This window comes from Pseudoclavibacter sp. RFBI5 (assembly GCF_002931395.1).
In the GTDB taxonomy this organism is placed as follows: domain Bacteria; phylum Actinomycetota; class Actinomycetes; order Actinomycetales; family Microbacteriaceae; genus Pseudoclavibacter.
Genome location: NZ_PSYA01000010.1, coordinates 1,362,966 through 1,379,244, shown reverse-complemented (window position 1 = coordinate 1,379,244; position 16,279 = coordinate 1,362,966). Strand labels below are relative to the sequence as shown.

Annotated in this window: 13 protein-coding genes and 1 pseudogene; 10 read left to right on the top strand and 4 right to left on the bottom strand. The window is 63.0% G+C overall.

Annotated features, from left to right (window positions below):
- Positions 1-153: 153 nt before the first annotated feature.
- The 7 genes and pseudogenes from C5E06_RS19825 to C5E06_RS13300 form a co-directional block, all read left to right on the top strand.
- Positions 154-1,125 (top strand): annotated as a pseudogene (locus C5E06_RS19825) (Eco57I restriction-modification methylase domain-containing protein); the annotation flags it as partial.
- Between the two features lie 93 nt (positions 1,126-1,218).
- The gene (locus tag C5E06_RS19665; RefSeq protein ID WP_258067606.1) at positions 1,219-1,842 is read left to right on the top strand and encodes a hypothetical protein; all 624 of its coding nucleotides are present in this window, start codon (positions 1,219-1,221) and stop codon (positions 1,840-1,842) included.
- 179 nt (positions 1,843-2,021) lie between these two features.
- Positions 2,022-3,005, top strand: coding sequence for a PIN domain-containing protein (locus C5E06_RS13315; RefSeq protein ID WP_258067637.1), 984 nt, complete (start codon positions 2,022-2,024; stop codon positions 3,003-3,005).
- A gap of 397 nt (positions 3,006-3,402) precedes the next feature.
- Entirely contained in the window at positions 3,403-4,113 is a 711-nt protein-coding gene (locus C5E06_RS13310; protein ID WP_104307121.1) for a hypothetical protein, read from the top strand.
- A 296-nt stretch (positions 4,114-4,409) separates the two neighbouring features.
- On the top strand, positions 4,410-4,985 hold the full coding sequence (locus C5E06_RS13305; RefSeq protein ID WP_104307120.1) for a hypothetical protein: 576 nt from the start codon (positions 4,410-4,412) through the stop codon (positions 4,983-4,985).
- 203 nt (positions 4,986-5,188) lie between these two features.
- Positions 5,189-5,362 (top strand): hypothetical protein, encoded by a 174-nt coding sequence (locus C5E06_RS19365; RefSeq protein ID WP_181059396.1) that lies wholly within the window; start codon positions 5,189-5,191, stop codon positions 5,360-5,362.
- 233 nt (positions 5,363-5,595) lie between these two features.
- Positions 5,596-6,489: an AraC family transcriptional regulator gene (locus C5E06_RS13300; RefSeq protein WP_104307119.1), complete on the top strand. Its 894-nt coding sequence runs from the start codon at positions 5,596-5,598 to the stop codon at positions 6,487-6,489.
- A 50-nt stretch (positions 6,490-6,539) separates the two neighbouring features.
- Here C5E06_RS13300 and C5E06_RS19820 read toward each other — a convergent pair whose 3' ends face one another.
- Both C5E06_RS19820 and C5E06_RS13290 read right to left on the bottom strand, forming a co-directional pair.
- A complete protein-coding gene (locus C5E06_RS19820; protein ID WP_104307118.1) occupies positions 6,540-7,223 on the bottom strand; it encodes a HEAT repeat domain-containing protein in 684 nt (227 codons plus the stop codon).
- Positions 7,224-7,381: 158 nt separating this feature from the next.
- On the bottom strand, positions 7,382-9,079 hold the full coding sequence (locus C5E06_RS13290; RefSeq protein ID WP_104307117.1) for a ribonuclease J: 1,698 nt from the start codon (positions 9,077-9,079) through the stop codon (positions 7,382-7,384).
- A gap of 685 nt (positions 9,080-9,764) precedes the next feature.
- Between C5E06_RS13290 and C5E06_RS19040 the strand changes: the two genes are divergently transcribed.
- Positions 9,765-10,517 carry a hypothetical protein gene (locus C5E06_RS19040; protein ID WP_104242414.1) on the top strand — a complete coding sequence of 251 codons (753 nt, stop codon included), beginning with the start codon at positions 9,765-9,767 and terminating at the stop codon, positions 10,515-10,517.
- Between the two features lie 1,009 nt (positions 10,518-11,526).
- Positions 11,527-12,528: a helix-turn-helix domain-containing protein gene (locus C5E06_RS13280; protein ID WP_104242412.1), complete on the top strand. Its 1,002-nt coding sequence runs from the start codon at positions 11,527-11,529 to the stop codon at positions 12,526-12,528.
- A gap of 70 nt (positions 12,529-12,598) precedes the next feature.
- On the opposite strand, the gene C5E06_RS19765 is transcribed toward C5E06_RS13280, so the two are convergent.
- A complete protein-coding gene (locus C5E06_RS19765) occupies positions 12,599-13,585 on the bottom strand; it encodes a hypothetical protein (protein WP_104307115.1) in 987 nt (328 codons plus the stop codon).
- 925 nt (positions 13,586-14,510) lie between these two features.
- Between C5E06_RS19765 and C5E06_RS13270 the strand changes: the two genes are divergently transcribed.
- Positions 14,511-15,416 carry a helix-turn-helix domain-containing protein gene (locus tag C5E06_RS13270; RefSeq protein WP_219820203.1) on the top strand — a complete coding sequence of 302 codons (906 nt, stop codon included), beginning with the start codon at positions 14,511-14,513 and terminating at the stop codon, positions 15,414-15,416.
- 44 nt (positions 15,417-15,460) lie between these two features.
- Here the strand turns inward: C5E06_RS13270 and C5E06_RS13265 are convergent, their stop codons facing one another.
- The gene (locus C5E06_RS13265; protein WP_104307113.1) at positions 15,461-16,219 is read right to left on the bottom strand and encodes an IclR family transcriptional regulator; all 759 of its coding nucleotides are present in this window, start codon (positions 16,217-16,219) and stop codon (positions 15,461-15,463) included.
- Positions 16,220-16,279 lie beyond the last annotated feature (60 nt).

The following is a 16,279-nucleotide window of genomic DNA, read 5'->3' as shown; positions in this document are numbered from 1 at the left end:
TGTAAGTGTCGCTCTCGGCTGGGCTCCTCGTCTTTCCGAGCCTGTCGCCAACACGTAGTGCTGGTTCCTCGTCACCTCACTCTGGGGTTCGATCATGCGGGATCCGTGACGAAAACGTCGGCGGTCGGCGCCTAGAACAACTACCCTGTGAGCATGACCGTTTCCAGGCCGCAAGTGCTGAGCGCAGCAACTGTAGATGCACTTCCGGAGGCTCCTGCGACCGTAACGACGGCCCTCGCTGAACTCGAGGTTTGGTGGTCCCGGCGGGTCGATCTTGCGGGACTTGGCAGCGAATGGAAGAATCTCGCTACGGCCGTCGACGCAGTTGCACCCCAGGAGCTCGATTTTGGCCCCGTCTCGAGCGGGCTACCACACGACTCCTACGCGTTGGGTTCTCTATACGTCAACAGGCTTCCCACGGCTGAACGCGCCGACTACGGGAAGCACTACACGCCTCGAGATCTGGCTGACCGGCTCTGGCGGATGGGACGCAATGCTCTGGGATTCGGAGAGGTTCCGCGTCGCTTGCATGGCTTGGTGCGAGACCCCGCTGTCGGTGCAGGTTCCCTGCTGGTTCCTGTGGTCCGCGAACACCTTGAAGCCAGTTCTGAGATAGACCCAGAGTTTGTGCTTGCGTCGCTGCCTCAGTTTGTAGAGGGTCTCGACACTGACCCTAGGGCCGTCTACTTGGCCAATGTTGTCCTGGCGTCCGAGATGCTCCCGACACTCGCGCGCGTTCCAGAGTCGCGGCGGCGTCCCCTTCCGTCGTTAGCAAGAGTCTGCAACTCATTAGAGGAAGAATTGGCGCCGGCTCTTCTGTGGATCATGAATCCTCCGTACGGGAGGCAGAAGCTGTCTCCAAAGATGCGCAACCGCTACTCAGGCAGCTTGTACGGGCAGGCGAATCTTTACGCATTGTTTATCGCATGCGCTTTGAGCGGCCTGGGGGAAGACGGAGCGGTGGCTGTCCTAGTGCCCACGAGCTTCGCTTCCGGTTCCTCTTTTCGTAAGTTGCGGGGACAGCTTGCGGAGTCAGCTCCATTGCGTTCGATCACCTTCATGAAGAGAAGATCTGGAGTATTTGCGGGCGTTCTCCAGGAAACCTGCCTCGCAGTTTTCACGCCCAAGCGCTCGGAATGCGTAGAAGTCACGCGCCTCAGTCCCGAGGCAGAGTTTGTCGCTATAGTTCCCTCTCCACGCACTTCGCACCCTTGGGTCATGCCTCGTGATTCCATCGACGCCGCGATCGCTGCCGGAGCCACCCAGATGCAATTGAACCTTGGGATGGCGGGCTGGAAGGCTTCGACTGGGCCGCTCGTCTGGAATCGGCGCAAAGAAAACCTGCACGCCGGGTCGTCAAAGACTCGTGCGCACGTCGTCTGGGCGGCAGACATTGACGGGGGGCGCTTGCACAGAGACCCCAGGCGTGACTTGCATCGTTACGTAGCGCTTCGCGACTCCGCGGATGAGCTAACACTCACGCTGAGTGAGCCTGCAATTCTGGTTCAGCGGACAACTTCTCCTGAGCAGTGTCGGCGGCTTGTAGCGGTTGAATTGGACCGACGTACTCTCAACCGTCTCGGCAATCGCGTAGTTGTCGAGAATCATCTGAATGTGCTGCTGCCGACGGTCGAACATCCCATGCTCTCTCGGTCGCTTCTCGCGCGCTTGCTAGCCACGCGCACGTTCGACAGGTTGCTGCGCTGCATATCCGGTTCGGTAGCAGTGAGCGCCTACGAGCTTGAGGCTCTCCCGTTGCCGTCGATCGAAGAGCTCGAAGCCTGGGAGCATCTACTGGCGGAGGAGCTTGAAGAAGCGGTTTTGACGGCCTATGTAAAATGAGGGGCGCCCGTTGTCCGTCATCAACATCTATCAGTGCCTTCTCTTCTGAGGTGTCAGATCATTCTCAGGTATGTATCCTCGGCTCAGTAAGTCGTCGTGATTCGAATCCAACTTAGATTACAGGCCACGGTATTACGTGCCGTAGGCGAGCGGTCATCGGAGGAATCTTGCTTATCGTTGTGGACGCCAACATTGTAGTGAAGGACGCGCTCCTTCGCAGTCGAAAGTGGTCGACCGCGCAAGAGGCAGTGTCTGCAGAACGCTTGCGTCTCGTGCTGCCTGAGGTTGCTCGGCTTGAGGCGGTGGGCGGATACCAACGCAGTCGTGAAAGTAATATTGCCCAGATTCGTAAGGTGATTCGAAAATCAACCAGGTCGGCCAGAGAGGCTGCTAGTGGGCTTCTAAGTGTGTATTCGGACGAGATGAACGTGTATGAAGATGCCTTAAATGCCCGCCTGGTTGAGATCGGCTTCGAAGTGAGGTCGCCGCCCGAGGTCACTCATCTCGAAGTAACTAAGCGTGCGATTAGCAGGCTCGCTCCGTTTAATGAGAGTGGAGGTGGCTACCGAGACACGTTGGTTTGGTTGACTGCGCTGGACCAGGTTCAGGATGCCCCGTTTGATGACCTCATCCTAGTTTCCGAAGATAGCATCTTCTCAAAGCACACTGTCGAGCTTGCTGAGGAGCTAAGGCAACAGACGGGGGCCTCGCTTACGGTCGCCAGCGCCATCGATCATGTGGACTTCCCTGGCGAATTCGAGGAAGAGGGTCTCAACCTAGTCGCACTCGGACTCTCGCGAAGCGAGGTTGCAGACAGGATAAGGGAAGTCCTCGACGCGCGAGATGTGTCGCGATGGTCTCCGGTGGGGATAGACCATGCGACTGTGGGTAAGGTTCGTGAAGTTCACTTCATCGAAGGAGGCGAGCTTGTAAAAAAGCGCTACGGCCTAGACGTTTTCGAAGTTGTAATGAGAGCACTCGTAGATGTTGAGGTCGAGATTATCATTATTCATGACGTTCACGGTGAGGAGGTCGATTACTCTCGGCTGAGTGCTAACTGGAATCTTGATGTGGAGTGGAGGGCTGAGTTCGATCTTGCCCGGCATAAATTTAGTGGTGATGATGTGGGAGAAGCTGACGTACTTGGTGTGATCGAGCACTAAGACATGCCTAAACGGCAGGACTCGCTGCACTGACCTGACCGCGGCTCACTGGACCGCGCAGGGTGGGGCGCGTTCAGGAGTCTGGGTGGGCTCCCAACATTCGAGTCAAAAGCTGTGAACCTTCAAGCGCTGGTCTCGGCGCTGAGGGCCTCCTCGGTGTACGTGCCACCAGGTCTCGGGCTCATACGACCAGGGCTGGGCTCCGAGCGATGCGACCTGCGATGTGAAGTGCATGCATACGCATTCAACGCGGTTGTAGCTTCAACAGGTCATAGACCCCCACCCTGCGCAGCGCGGGTGAGTGCGGATTCTGTCTCTGCCACGTCGTAGAGCACCCACTCCAGAACCCTGCTGCAGCGCCCTGTGGCCGTCACCGCAGCCTGAATCCGGAGCACCCATGTCATCCCGCACCCCCGAGCCCACGTCTTCCGCTTCGACAAGCCGCCGCACCGTCCTCAGCGCCGCCGCCTGGAGCGTTCCCGTCATCGCCCTCGCGGTCGCCGCCCCAGCTCGTGCAGCGTCGACGCTCGCTCCCGTCCCGGGCATCAACGGATGGATCCAGTTCGGCTACCCCACCTCGAGCAGGGGGACCGCGCGGGTCACGCTGGACGCCCGCGGTCGGTACCCGGAGCGCGGCCTCTGGATCAACGACACCACCGCGGCGACGAAGGTCACGGACATGCACCTTGCCTTCCACTTCCCGAGCGCCGCCGGCGACCTGTCGTTCGCGGAGGAAGGAACCTCGGCCTGGTCGCCGCTCGTGAAGGTCGGGACGATCGCCATCGACGGCGTCCGATACAACAGCTACCGCTCCGACTACACCGCGAAGCTCCCGCTCTCGCCCGGCCGAACGCTCATCCCCAACGACTTCTCCTTCCGATCCACCAGGAACGTGGCCTGGAGTGGAGCCCGTCCCTACATCGACCGGTTCGTCACCATCGATGGCACTGCGCAGTCCTTCCGTCGCCAGGTTGGCGGCAACGGTGACGTGCTCGCCACGGCGCCCTACTCCGGGACGCGACAGATGCGTCTCTCGCAGGCCGAGGTGGCTCCTGCGTTGGTCGATGGTGCCCTCGAGGATGCGGAGATCGCCAGCGTCGTCGCGTGATCTGAAGACGGCGGGGTTCGGGTCGGCGCAGGTGCGCGGGGCGGCTGGTTCGTCCCCGCGAACGGACGGGAACGAACCAGCGTCGAGCATCATCTCGCCCCAACGTGATGCTGCTCGAACTCGGGCCTACTCCCCAAAGCGCCCGAGAGGTCACCGCAACGCTGTCGCGTGTCGCAGGTGCGTGGCCATTGTGGCGTGGAGGCGACTGCAGCGCGGGGCCGGATCACATCCGATGTCGCATCGGCGATACGTCGCCGTTGGAAACGGGTCTGGCTGTCACGCACCACAATGGGTGAATGTCGACGAAGCGCAAGCGCAGGCCCAAGAGGCGCACGGTCCAGGCTCCGGCCGACCAGCCGACCTACCGCATGAGCGCCCGGCGCATGGTGGGCATCACCGGCTCCTTGGTGGCGCTGATGGTCCTTCTGCTCCTGGCCGCGGTCGCGAGCCTCCTGGCAAGTGACGGGTCCGGGTCGAGCACCGGCGAGATGTGGGGCGTGGTCGCACTCGTGGCGGCGTTCGGTCTCCCCGTTGCCGCCGCAGCGATTTTCGGGGGTCTGGCGATTTCGCCCTGGGGTTGGGTCCCTGGCACGATCTTCGGCGTTGGGTGGCTGGCGCTGCTGATCCACATCACGAACGATTCGTTCCATCTGCTCTCCGACGGTCAGGCTGTTGGGCCGCTGATCTATCGGGAGCTGGCATGGCAGGCGACGGGGATCGGCGGGCTGGTCGTCGGCGGCGCGCTGTATTTCGTCGCCGGCTGGGCGAGCGACGTCCCGATGTGGATCGGCGGGACAAGCGGAGGCACCTCGGTAGGCAGGCGTCGGAGCAAGAGGCATGGCGCACCTGCAGAGCCATTCGACGAGTCGTGAGGACTCGGAATGACGAGTCGATCGACACCGCTGCACTGGAGACCTCACCCATCGAATGGACCTTCCTGAAGTAGGGAACTGTTGCCGCCACCTTCAGGACGCTCGGGCTGATCCTCAGCCTCACGAACATTGCCCTCGCAGACTGGGTTTCGCGTGGTTGTCAAGGGGTTGGGCGGATATATATAGCTAGCTAAACTAGCTATATGACTTCGGAGACGATTGATCGCACGGCAGCGGTGGCACCGACCCCTCCTGCTTCTGAGGACTACTGGGCGTCGTACGAGCGCCGCGTGATGCCGCGTGAGCTCTTGGCTCTCGGTGCAGTAGGCATCACCATGAGCATCGGTATCGCCGTTGCTATCGCTGCATTCTTCTGACATCCAGCAGCAGCTCGAAACAAGAGTGCTCAGGAACCACCCACAAACGCGAGGCGGCGCTCGCCCGAGACCGTGACGACACAGCCGTTCTTCGCGATGACACACCGGCCACATTCGGGGTGAGTACGGACGTCGAGCTGTTTCCATGCCGCGGAAATATATGGTTTGGCCCAGCAAGTCCCGACTACCGGCGCGGGATCTTCACGGCGTCGTGGGCACGGAGGCTTCTCAGAATGAATGCGGAACTCGACATTGCTCTGTCTGGCGATCATGCGGGCGAGTGGCTGGAAGCTCATGGCGTGCAGCCGATAGCACTCGGCGAGGACTTTCGGCTCTACGCGGATCTCATCTCCAGTCCCAGCATCAGCGTCACCCGGATCTGGCACACGCCCATGGAAGTCCGGGTCCGCCCGACGCACGAGACCGGCCTTGATCGCGTCTATCTGAGCTTCATGATGCGCGGAACCCTCAGCGTCATCGAAGAAGAAGCAGCAGAGTCGCCGCAGACTGGAACACCTCCGATCTTCGTCCACGACACGGCGCTTCCCGCCGGGATCCGCACCGAAGAGGAATCGAGCAGGTTCGTCTTCGGTATCCGGCGATCAAAGATCGAGGCTGTTCTGGGGGCGGATATCTCCGACGGCCGCCCGCGTATCCCGGACGCGAGCCTGCGACGCGTTGCTCTCGCCGCCGCTGCAGCTTCCTTCGATGGCCAGCTCGAGGAAGACACGCTTCCCTTCCTGGCCTGGCGAAACGCGATCGAGACGCTGGTTATCGCCGCTCTTCGGTCGACGATGCAAGCTGCCGGCCCATCGGGGGCGCTCCTGCAGCGTGCACAGCAGCTCATTCTGGACCACGCGAGCGAACCCGATTTCTCGGTCGCCGAGCTCGCCAGCCGGGTGGGAATCTCCACTTCGCACCTGCACCGCGTCTTTCGCACCATCGACACGACTCCGGCGACGGCCCTCCGCGAAAGGCGCCTCAGCCTTGCTCGCGACCTCATGACTGCTCAAGCAACCCCTCAGGATCTGAAGGCGATCGCACTTCAGGCTGGCTTCAGAAGCCTGCGCATGCTCCAGTACGCGAGGCGTATGTACGCACACGAGAATGCCGTTGCTGGCCGGTAGCAGTGCTCTTGCTCCCCGTTCGCGCCGTTCGGGTCCGGTCCACTGCTCGGTCAGAGGAGCGCGGAGAGGCGCTTCTTGCGGCGGTTCTGACTGACGATCCAAGCGATATCTCGATCCGCGGGGTCGAGTGCGAGGAACGCCGTCAATCCCGTGGTGGGGCTCGCTGCGACGGCGATGCTCCAGCAGTATCCGAGTGCCTGACGCAAGGTTCGCGCGTCTGCGTTCCTCCTCCGAGCCCCTGACAACGCCGCGTACTGCTCGGTGACGTGTTCGCAGGCCGTGAGCGCCGCATCGGCGACCTGCGGATTCTTGAGGAGGCGGGGCTCGCAGATAGCGGCGATGGCGGCTCGCTGCCTGAGTGGGTGGGGGTCGTCGGCCCAGTCCTGCACGATGCGCACGAGGGTTTCCGGATGCTCGTCTCCAAGCAGTTGGAGTCCGATCGCCACGCCTTCTCTCACCCTCCACCGTTCGTCCGTCGCCAGTGTCCGGGCGCGAGCTTCGAATTCCGGTTCGCTGGAGCCGTAGGAGAGGGCGGCCGCCGCACACATCGCCGTGTATTCACTCCTATCCCTCAACAGGAGCTCGATGGTGAGGGCGTCAGCCGTGCTGGCGACCGCAGAGGCGAGTGAGAGGTTGGCCCGAGGCCCCGGAAGCCCGGAGTTCTCCTCAAGGAACGCAGGCCAGTCTTCCCGCGCGAGTGGGCGAAGCTGGGAGGTCCATGTCGGTGCGGCCATGGTCTGACCCTACGAGGCGAGAGAGCCATTGCCCCACGCGAGCAGGGCTCTGAAAAGAGACCGATGAGATGGGGAACCCCCATCTCATCGGCCAGGGGGCAGGGAAGCTCGATTCGACCCTTCTCGGGGGCGGTCGGGTGCAGCCGCCAGGGAACGGATCAGGCGTCGACGACGATGGCCGTGACGATCGGCTCGCGGCGATGGCGGCGCAGGAGCCACTGGGAGACCGCCCGCGTGATCAGCTTCTCGAGCCCTTCCGGGGTCAAGCGAGCACCGTTGGAGCGGGCCTTCGTGATCGCTGCAGAGATAGTGTTCCGGGCGTTGCTCTGCCAGCCCGGCTCTTCCACGAAGCCCTTGGCGAAGAACTCGAGCTCTTCGACGAGTTCCTGCGTGCGCTCGTCGTAGATCGCGAGAATCGTGAGCGCGCCTTCTTCCGCGAGTACCCGTCGATCATCGAGAGCGGCGTCGGTCGCGACGCCCATAGTGGTGCCGTCGACGAAGATGTGGGGTGCCGGGATCCGGCCGCTGACGCTCGTCACGCCGCGTCGGAGATCGACGGAAACCCCATCCTCGATGATGTGGACGCGGTCCCGCGGGATCCCGGTCCGAACGGCGATCTCAGCGTTGGCCGTGAGGTGACGCCACTCGCCGTGCACGGGCAGGACCGCGGTTGGCGAGAGGATGTTGTAGCAGTAGGCGAGCTCGCCGGCGCTGGCGTGTCCGGAGACGTGCACCTTCGCATTGCCTTTGTGCACGACCGTCGCGCCCCACCGGATGAGCGCGTTGATGACGCTGTAGATGGCGTTCTCGTTGCCCGGGATCAGCGAGCTCGCGAGCAGGATCGTGTCGCCTTCACCGACCGTGATGATGTGCTCGCGGCGCGCCATTCGCGAGAGCGCCGCCATGGGCTCACCCTGCGAACCAGTGCACACGAGGACGGCTTGCTGGGCGGGCAGCTTCTCCAGGCGCTTGAGGTCCACGATGATGCCCGCCGGCACCTTGAGGTACCCGAGACGCCCCGCGATCTCCATGTTGCGCACCATGGAACGCCCAACGAACGCGACCTTGCGGCCGTGCCGTTCCGCGGCATCCAGAATCTGCTGAATGCGATGGATGTGGCTCGCGAAACTCGAGACGACGATGCGCTTCGGTGCGTTCCGGAACACCTCGTCGATGGCGGGCGCGAGGTCCCTCTCGGACGTCGTGAAGCCCGGAACGTCAGCGTTCGTGGAGTCGACGAGGAACAGGTCGACCCCCTCATCAGCGAGGCGGGCGAATCCACCGAGGTCAGTGAGTCGGTTGTCGAGCGGGAACTGGTCCATCTTGAAGTCACCAGTGTGGAGGACGAGGCCCGCTTCCGTGCGGACCGCGACGGCGAGACCATCCGGAATGGAGTGGTTCACGGCGAAGAACTCCAGATCGAATGGCCCCATCTTGACCCGGTCATTGGCCTCGACCTGGGACGTCGGGGGCTTGATGCCGTGCTCGGCCAGCTTTGCGGTGATGAGCGCCAACGTGAGCTGCGATCCCACGATCGGGATATCCGCGCGCTCCTTCAGCAGATACGGGACACCGCCGATGTGGTCCTCGTGGCCGTGCGTGAGCACGATCGCCACAACATCGCTCAGGCGATCTCGGATCGCGGCGAAGTCAGGGAGGATGACGTCGATGCCCGGCTGATTCTCCTCGGGGAACAGCACACCGCAGTCGATGATGAGGAGCTTGCCGCGGTATTCGAAGACCGTCATGTTCCGGCCGATCTCCCCGAGGCCTCCGAGTGGAGTGATACGCATCGCATCACCGGGGAGGCGCTTCGGTGCTGAGAGTTCGAGGTTGTGCTTCGAAGTGTTCTTCATGGGTACTTTCTACAGAGTCTGGGCGGGCGGTGACCCGGTGTGGGGCCGCACGCAAGGTGTGGGTCGAGCGAAGTCGGTTGCCGGCGAGCCGCGAGCTACGACCAACACCAGGCACGTTCGACCAGGAGGAGGACATTGGCACTCCGGCCGCTTCGTTGCTGGCGAAGATAGCTCTGCGGCTGGCTTGAACGCCGTTCGATTTCCGTGCTCACCGCGGGGAATCGCCGTGGCACAGCTGGGCGGCTGAACCGTTGCTCGCCCCTACAGCCTAGGCGCGCCTGCTGAGTCCGCGGGTCATGAGTGCTGCACCTGGACGCAGCGATCTGCGCCCCGAAAGCCGTGCGCCTGTCTGGCGGCGGCAGTACAGGTGAAGCGACTGAGCGCGCCTGGCAGCGGGGAGAGGCGGCGTCAGAGCTCGCAACATCGGTTTCCCGAGAATCCCTGGTCGCGCGGATCGACGTCGACGACCAACCTCAGGCCGCCAGTTCATGCTTGCTCAACTCGGTAATCTCGGATCACTTCTTGCGTTTTCGGACCATTTGCGCACGTTTCGGTCACCCAGGTCGAATCCGGGATCTCAGTTGGCCGCGATCGCTGGCACCGCCGTTAGGTTCGCTCGAGAAGACAGCGGGTTTCCCGAGACACGGGGGTAGAGATTTCGCTGGAGGGGTTAGGAAGAATACACATGCAGAACTCGTCTCAAAAAACCGGTGACAGGCTCATCGGCCGTCGAAACGTCGTGCAGGGGGCGGCGTGGGCGGCGCCAGTCGTGGCCTTCGCGGTCACTGCCCCACAGGCGGTGGCTTCACCCTGCGATCCGATCGATGCAACGCTCACCGCGACGTGGGCGCAGCTGCAGCCCGAAGTGCCGTTCTTCACGGAAACGCTCTCAGGAGCACCGTGGGGCACGCGGACCAACGATTCCCAGACGTACGGCACCGTGTATACATCGGTTAACTTCTCGAATACTGGCGTCGATGCCGTTCCAGCGGGTGGACTTGTCGTCTTCGTGGGGCTTACCTCAAACCCGGGGACTCGGAATGCGGATGCTACGCCCTTCTCAGGATTCGAGAGTTCCCCCTTCGTGAGCGACGACTGGGAGTACATGGACACCACGATCAGTGACGGCCCATCGGAGATGGGGGGATACCTCAGTCGATTCGACGTCAAGCAGTACCGATACAAGAAGCCCCTGGCCCCCGGCGCTACGACCTCGGGCATCCAAGCCTGGGCGATCCCGTCTTCGCCGCGGCCCAAGCGCGAGGATTACGGCTCCAACTGGACGGATTCGCCCCCAGCGATCGGCGCAAACTACGGTCAGGTCTTCGGCGCGGGCGGGAGCTACTTCACCTGCCGAGATGGGTCGTCGAGCCCTGTGAACGTCTCCAGCGAGGAAGTGCTCTCGGACAAGTGGGGGGTCTTCTACCCGCATGCCTGAGCACCGCGGAGTGCCGTGGAGTTTGTTGCCGTCGACTCGAGGGCATCGTGTGATCTTGTCTTCGTGTTGAGATCAGTCTGACCACGACCTGCGAAGGCGAGCGAGCCTCGAGGAGCATTGCTGATGCTCCTCGAGGCTCGCTCGCCTTTGTCTCGTTCTCCGGCCTCGCACACCCCCACCGCGACGTGAACGAAGCAGGCTGTGGCCAAAAAGTCGCAACCCTGAGTCCGGGCCGTGCGCCGTCATTACGTTTGTGAGCTATCAGTAACTTCCCCGGGAAGTGCAACGTGAACCAAAGGAACATGAAACCGATGTCGCCAGTCGAACGCAGGACTTTGCAGACGGGAGCCGCGAGGACGTCGCCCGTCTTTGCCAGACCCGTCGCCGAACCGCTCTCAGCCGCGTCGATGAGAGTCGTCGACGGTGCGTCTGCGTCCAGCAACGGGCCACTCGGAGCGCCTGATGAGACCAATTCGGCTGAGTCGGGACGAACATGTGCCCTCGCGGACGACCACGCGAGTCCCGCGAGCGGCATCGCAACGGGACTCACCTTCGACATCCCGGGCGCCGCATAGGAAGACTGCAGAAGCTGGCGGACCGACGCGATGATCGCCTCTGTTCCAGCGGGCGACGAGGGGTGTGCGTCTCGAGACTTCTTGGCTGAGGCCCGTACCTCGCCAAGCCACTCGCCGCGACCAGCGTGGTGTCGAGCTCTCGCTCGTGTGCCCCACGGTTGTTCGGAGCGGCCCGCGCGGAACGCTCACGCACGTGACTGGTCCCCAGCGATCTGAGCAGGCTCATCGTCATGCTCACGTGGCCGCACAACTCGGTCGGATAACCACACGACAAGGGCTCGACTCTCGCACGTCGATGAGCGGGGCGGGCCATTTCACGTCGTGCCGCAGTCAGAGTACCGAACCCGGTAGCTGGTTCTGTGCTCCCTCAGGCATGACCGCAGTTCTCGTCGCTGAACGTGATCTGCAGGAGAAGCGATAGGGGTGACGCTGATATGAGTGAGCGCTCATATTTTTCAGAGATTCACGGCTGGCAAGCCTTGCCAGGGCTACGTGGGTACGAGAATACGTTCGTGGGAACACTGCCCGAAGATGCATTTGAATCTTCCGGAGTTTTTGTCCGCGAATATTACGAACCGGCCCACTCGGAGGTGCAGCTTCTCCGGTTCAACAATTTCCTCGTGACGAGGCTCCGAACGCGTCCCGTCGTTCTGGAATGGCCTCGCACACGTCTGCCCGCAAGACGGCGATTCGCATTCGTCCTCGTCAACCAAGGCGAAGTCGCGTTCGCTGGTGACAGCCTGAAGGGCACCCCAAGCGCCACAGGTGTTGGCATGGCGCTCCCGGGGCACGAGCCACTCACCATTGAGGTGGTCGGCGTCACGGAGATGATCCTCTTCACGTTCGACCAGGACGAGATCTCGCCGTTGCAGGCGAATCGGGTTCCCAATGTGACGGACGTTTCCAGTTCACCACTCTTCACGGCGACCTATCACTTCCTGAGCAGGCTCCTCAGCCAGTCTCCCGACGCCGACCAGATGACAGCGAACTCCATTCGCGAGCTGCTTCGCTCCTTCGCCCGCGCACTTGTTGTGGAGTCGACCCGAGAGAACATCGAGGAACCGGATGATCTCTTCGAGCGCGTCAAGGAGCTGGTCAGCTCTCGGTCCTCCAACCTCGACTTCGGACCCCCGGAAATCGCGAGGGAGCTTGGCGTCTCGACGAGGTCGCTTCAGCGAGCCGCGGAAAGGCACGGAGCGAGCGTCGCCAAGATGCTGAGGTCAGCGCGAGCAGACCGGGCTCGGCATCTGCTCCTCACTCGACCGCAACTCAACCTCGATGTGGTCAGCAAGATGAGCGGGTTCAACTCCGTCGGATCGATGCGTCGTGCCCTGCTCAGCACCCACGGGATGACTCCGAAGGATGTGCGAGCGCCTGATGTCAGCGCACCTTCAGCTGATCCGCCTTCGGACCCGCCTGCTGACTTCGTGCTCTGACCGCGGGGCGGCGTGAGGCCGCCGGCTCCCTGCTCCGCGTGGTGACGGAGCAGGGAGCCGGCGGAAGAGGCTACTCCCAGCTGATCGTGACGACACCCGGGAGGCCGTAACCGCCGCTTGCGGTTGCTGATCCGGAACTGATGGTCGAGGTGAGCACGGCCGCGCCAGTGGTGCCGCCAACGTAGTTCGAGCCTGCGCCGCCGCCGCCGCCGGTTCCGGCCGGCCCCTGCGGGGAACTGGAGCCGTAATAGATGGCTCCGCCGCCGCCGCCGCCGAAGTAACCGCCACCACCCCCTCCGCCGGAGGCCCCGTCTCCGGTGCCGTAGGCGTCGCCGCCAGCGGAGCCGTTGCCGGGGTTCCCTGTGCCGAATCGGGTGGGGCTTCCGCCAGAGGGTGTCCCTCCCGCGCCACCGGCGGTGGCAGTGCCCGCACCGCCGCCTTCCGCCGCGGCCCCGCCTCCACGCGTTCCGCGTGTGCCGGCTGCAGGTGGATTTCCGCCACTGCCGCCAGCGCCAGCAACTGCCGTCTGCGCACCCGAGGCTATTTCGGAGCCGGCTCCACCACCACCGCCGGCGACGACCACGGGGCGCCCACTCAGCACGATCGCCGAGCTCCCGCCACCGTTTCCGCCATCGTTGTTCGGGTCTCCTGTGCGGGCTCCGCCGTAGGATCCGACGCTCCAGCCGTCAGTCCGGTTGCCCCTGAGGGTGCCCCGCCCTGCGCCCCCGCCTCCGGCGACAAGGGTGAGCGTTGTGGCGACACCACCGAGGTTCAGTGTCCCGGTGATGACTGCGCCTCCACCGCCGGACTTCGAGGTAGGCCCGCCAGCGCCGCCTCGAATGGTGTACGTGACGTTGCGGGCACCCGCAGGAATGTTGACCGTGAGGCGGCCTGCAGACGCTGCCGTTGCGTTGACAGTCGCCGTTCCAGGGTTTCCGGACGCTGCGCTGATTGGGGCAGCGACTGCGCCCAGGATCACGGGTGCCGACCATGCGGCCCCTGCCAGGAGCCCGCGGCGATCAAGCCCCGCTTTCTCCGCATCCTTCTCGTTGTCCATTTCTTCAATCCTCCAGGGGTGCGCTGATGATCGTTAGATTCCGTGACGAATCACTCGAGGGCGATCACAAGGTCGTGACCAGAAACTTCTGGCTTTTCGGGGGTCATCTGGTTTGTCGGGGTCAAAGAGCGCGAGTTCACGTCGCGCGGTTCCGGAACGCGTGGTTTCGGCGTCATGCGTCGTCTGCTGAAAAGGGGTCACCAGTCGTCGCATGTCGACATCAAGCTAGGTCCTGCCCAGTAATCACGCCCTGGCTGTCGCCACATGGAACAGCATTGTCGTGATATGGCTCAAGGTCGGACATCGATCATTTTTTCGGAGCAGCAGAGCGCGTTCCGAGATGGAAGAGCATCGCAACTGAGCCGACCGAGGGATGGAGCGCGAGGGACGCCAGCAGGAATGAGAGCCCGCTTCGGAAATGTGCGGCGCGGTGACCCCAGATCACCGCGCCGCACGGTGGGGTGCCGTGCACGCCATCCCCCGATAGCTCAGTCATCAGCACCCACATCGCTCACTGTAAGAGCACAATTCGCCGACCGAAGGCCCTGACGGAATCTAGAGCGAAACTGTCGCATTTCGAGACGTGAAGGTACTGGGGTGCCGGAGACTCCACGGATCCTCGTCGGGCCGCTTGGTCCAGTCGGTCATGATGGTCACCACCAAGATCAACTCGTCATCCGTCGCGGAGTGTGGGTACACTTGCCCGTCTTCAGCCCCATTGAGCCCCCGGGGATATCTGCCACCGAGGTGCGCGCGTCAAACCCGCGGTCGAGATGACTGCGCGTCACGAGTAGTTTTCGCGACGCTCCGTATCCCGGTCACGCGCCCATTCCATCGGAGGAGCGGCAGCCCACGGTGCTCACTGGCGTCTGATTTCTCTTAGCGGATTCGGCCGATTGGCCCGACTCGAACGATCGGAGCAGCATTGGATTCCGCACATGTTGTGGGTCTCGAGAACGATGAGGCACTGCAGTGGCTGCAAGAGCAGGGGTGGGAAGTTCGAGTTGTCGGCACGAAGGTCCGTGTCCACGCGGACATCATCGGGACCCCAGCCTTCACTCTGGGACGCATCTGGCAAACCGCGACGGGAGTTGACCCGGGATCTGGCTCCTACAATCCGGATCTTGTTTATGTGAATTTCGTCCTGACGGGTCATCTCATGGTTCAGAGCGCTGGCGGGCCGATGAGGAAGGTCGCTGCACCGCACTTCTACACGCATTCAGCACGTCGGCCGGCGAGCGTCTCGTCGACGGAGCCTCATTCGTGCCTGTTCATCGCGATTCCCAGGGAGCGCCTCGCGGAACTTCCATGGGTCGAGAGTCAGGCGCCAGGCCCGTTCGTGACGGAAAATGCTTTCCGGAGAGTCTTCATCGCGGCGGCAAACGCTTCGCTGGACTCGAAGATTCAAGAGCAGCAGCATGGCTTCAGCTACTGGAGGCGTGGAGTCGAAGAGCTGCTGCTCGCTGCGCTCACCGAGACGAGAGTTCATGAGGATGTGAAAGTCAGTTCACCGCGAGACCAGCATCTCGCGCGTGCTCACCTGCTGATCGAGGAAAACTACCGGGATGCGGGCTTCTCGACCCAAGAGCTCGCGCGCGCTCTGAATATCTCCATCTCGCAGTTGCACCGCATATTCGCGGCCGAGGGGAAAACGGCAGGGGCAACTCTTCGAGCCAGGCGGGTGCATCGGGCCCGCACTCTTCTCGGTATGAGTGCGAACTCGAAATCCGAACTTCTCGGAATCGCACAGGAAAGTGGATTCCGATCCGTGCGAACCATGCGTCGACTCCTGAGAGAGGAAGATGCGGAGCGCTCGTCTGGTGACGCCTGATTCCAGAAAGGCGGACGACGGGCCAAAGGCCCGACGTCGGTTGCTCAGACCAGCTTCCTGATCTCGGTGACCGTCCGCAGCAGATGCGGCACGATGTCCTGGATCTTCTCCGGCGTCATCTCGTGCTCGAGGCCCGAGGTGCTGACGCCTCCGATGACGGAGCCATCCGCGGATCGGAGGGCTGCGCCGACGCATCGGATCCCGAGCTCGTTCTCCTGGTCGTCGATCGCCCATCCGCGCTCGGAGACGACGCGAAGCTGCGCCTGGAGCTCCCGCTTCGACACGATGGAGTGGACCGTCCGTCTCGTGAGCTCAGCTGACATCAGCAGTTCGGAACTCAGCTCGGGGGAGAGGGCGGCGAGGATCGATTTGCCGATGGCTGTGGACCACAGCGGGATGGTGTCTCCGACGCGTGAGCGCATCTGGTAAGCAGCCGGTCCGTCGATCTTGGCGACGTACATGAGCGTCGTCTGCCGGAACCGCGCCATGTGCACCGTGCAGCCCACCTCGTCGCGAAGTCGCTGGAGCAGCGGGAGGGCTTTCTGCGTCGCGCGTTCGTCGCGCTGCACGCTCGCAGCGAAGAGGTGCGTGCGGGCTCCCGGGCGGTAGGTGCGGTCTGCGCCGTGCTCGATCCAGTCATGCTCGACGAGGTCGCTGAGCACTCGGTGCACGGTGCTGACGGAGAGACCTGTCGCGGTCGCGAGGTCGGAGATGCGATGGTGCTCGGAGACGGCCTCCATGAGCGTGAGGCCCTTCATCAGGGCAGAGAGCGGGGGCTCCGAGTTCTCGGGCGATGGTGTCATGTCCTCATCCAATCGCGGCCGCTTGAGATTCCGCACTCCATCGAGTGGGCGACGGCGGCC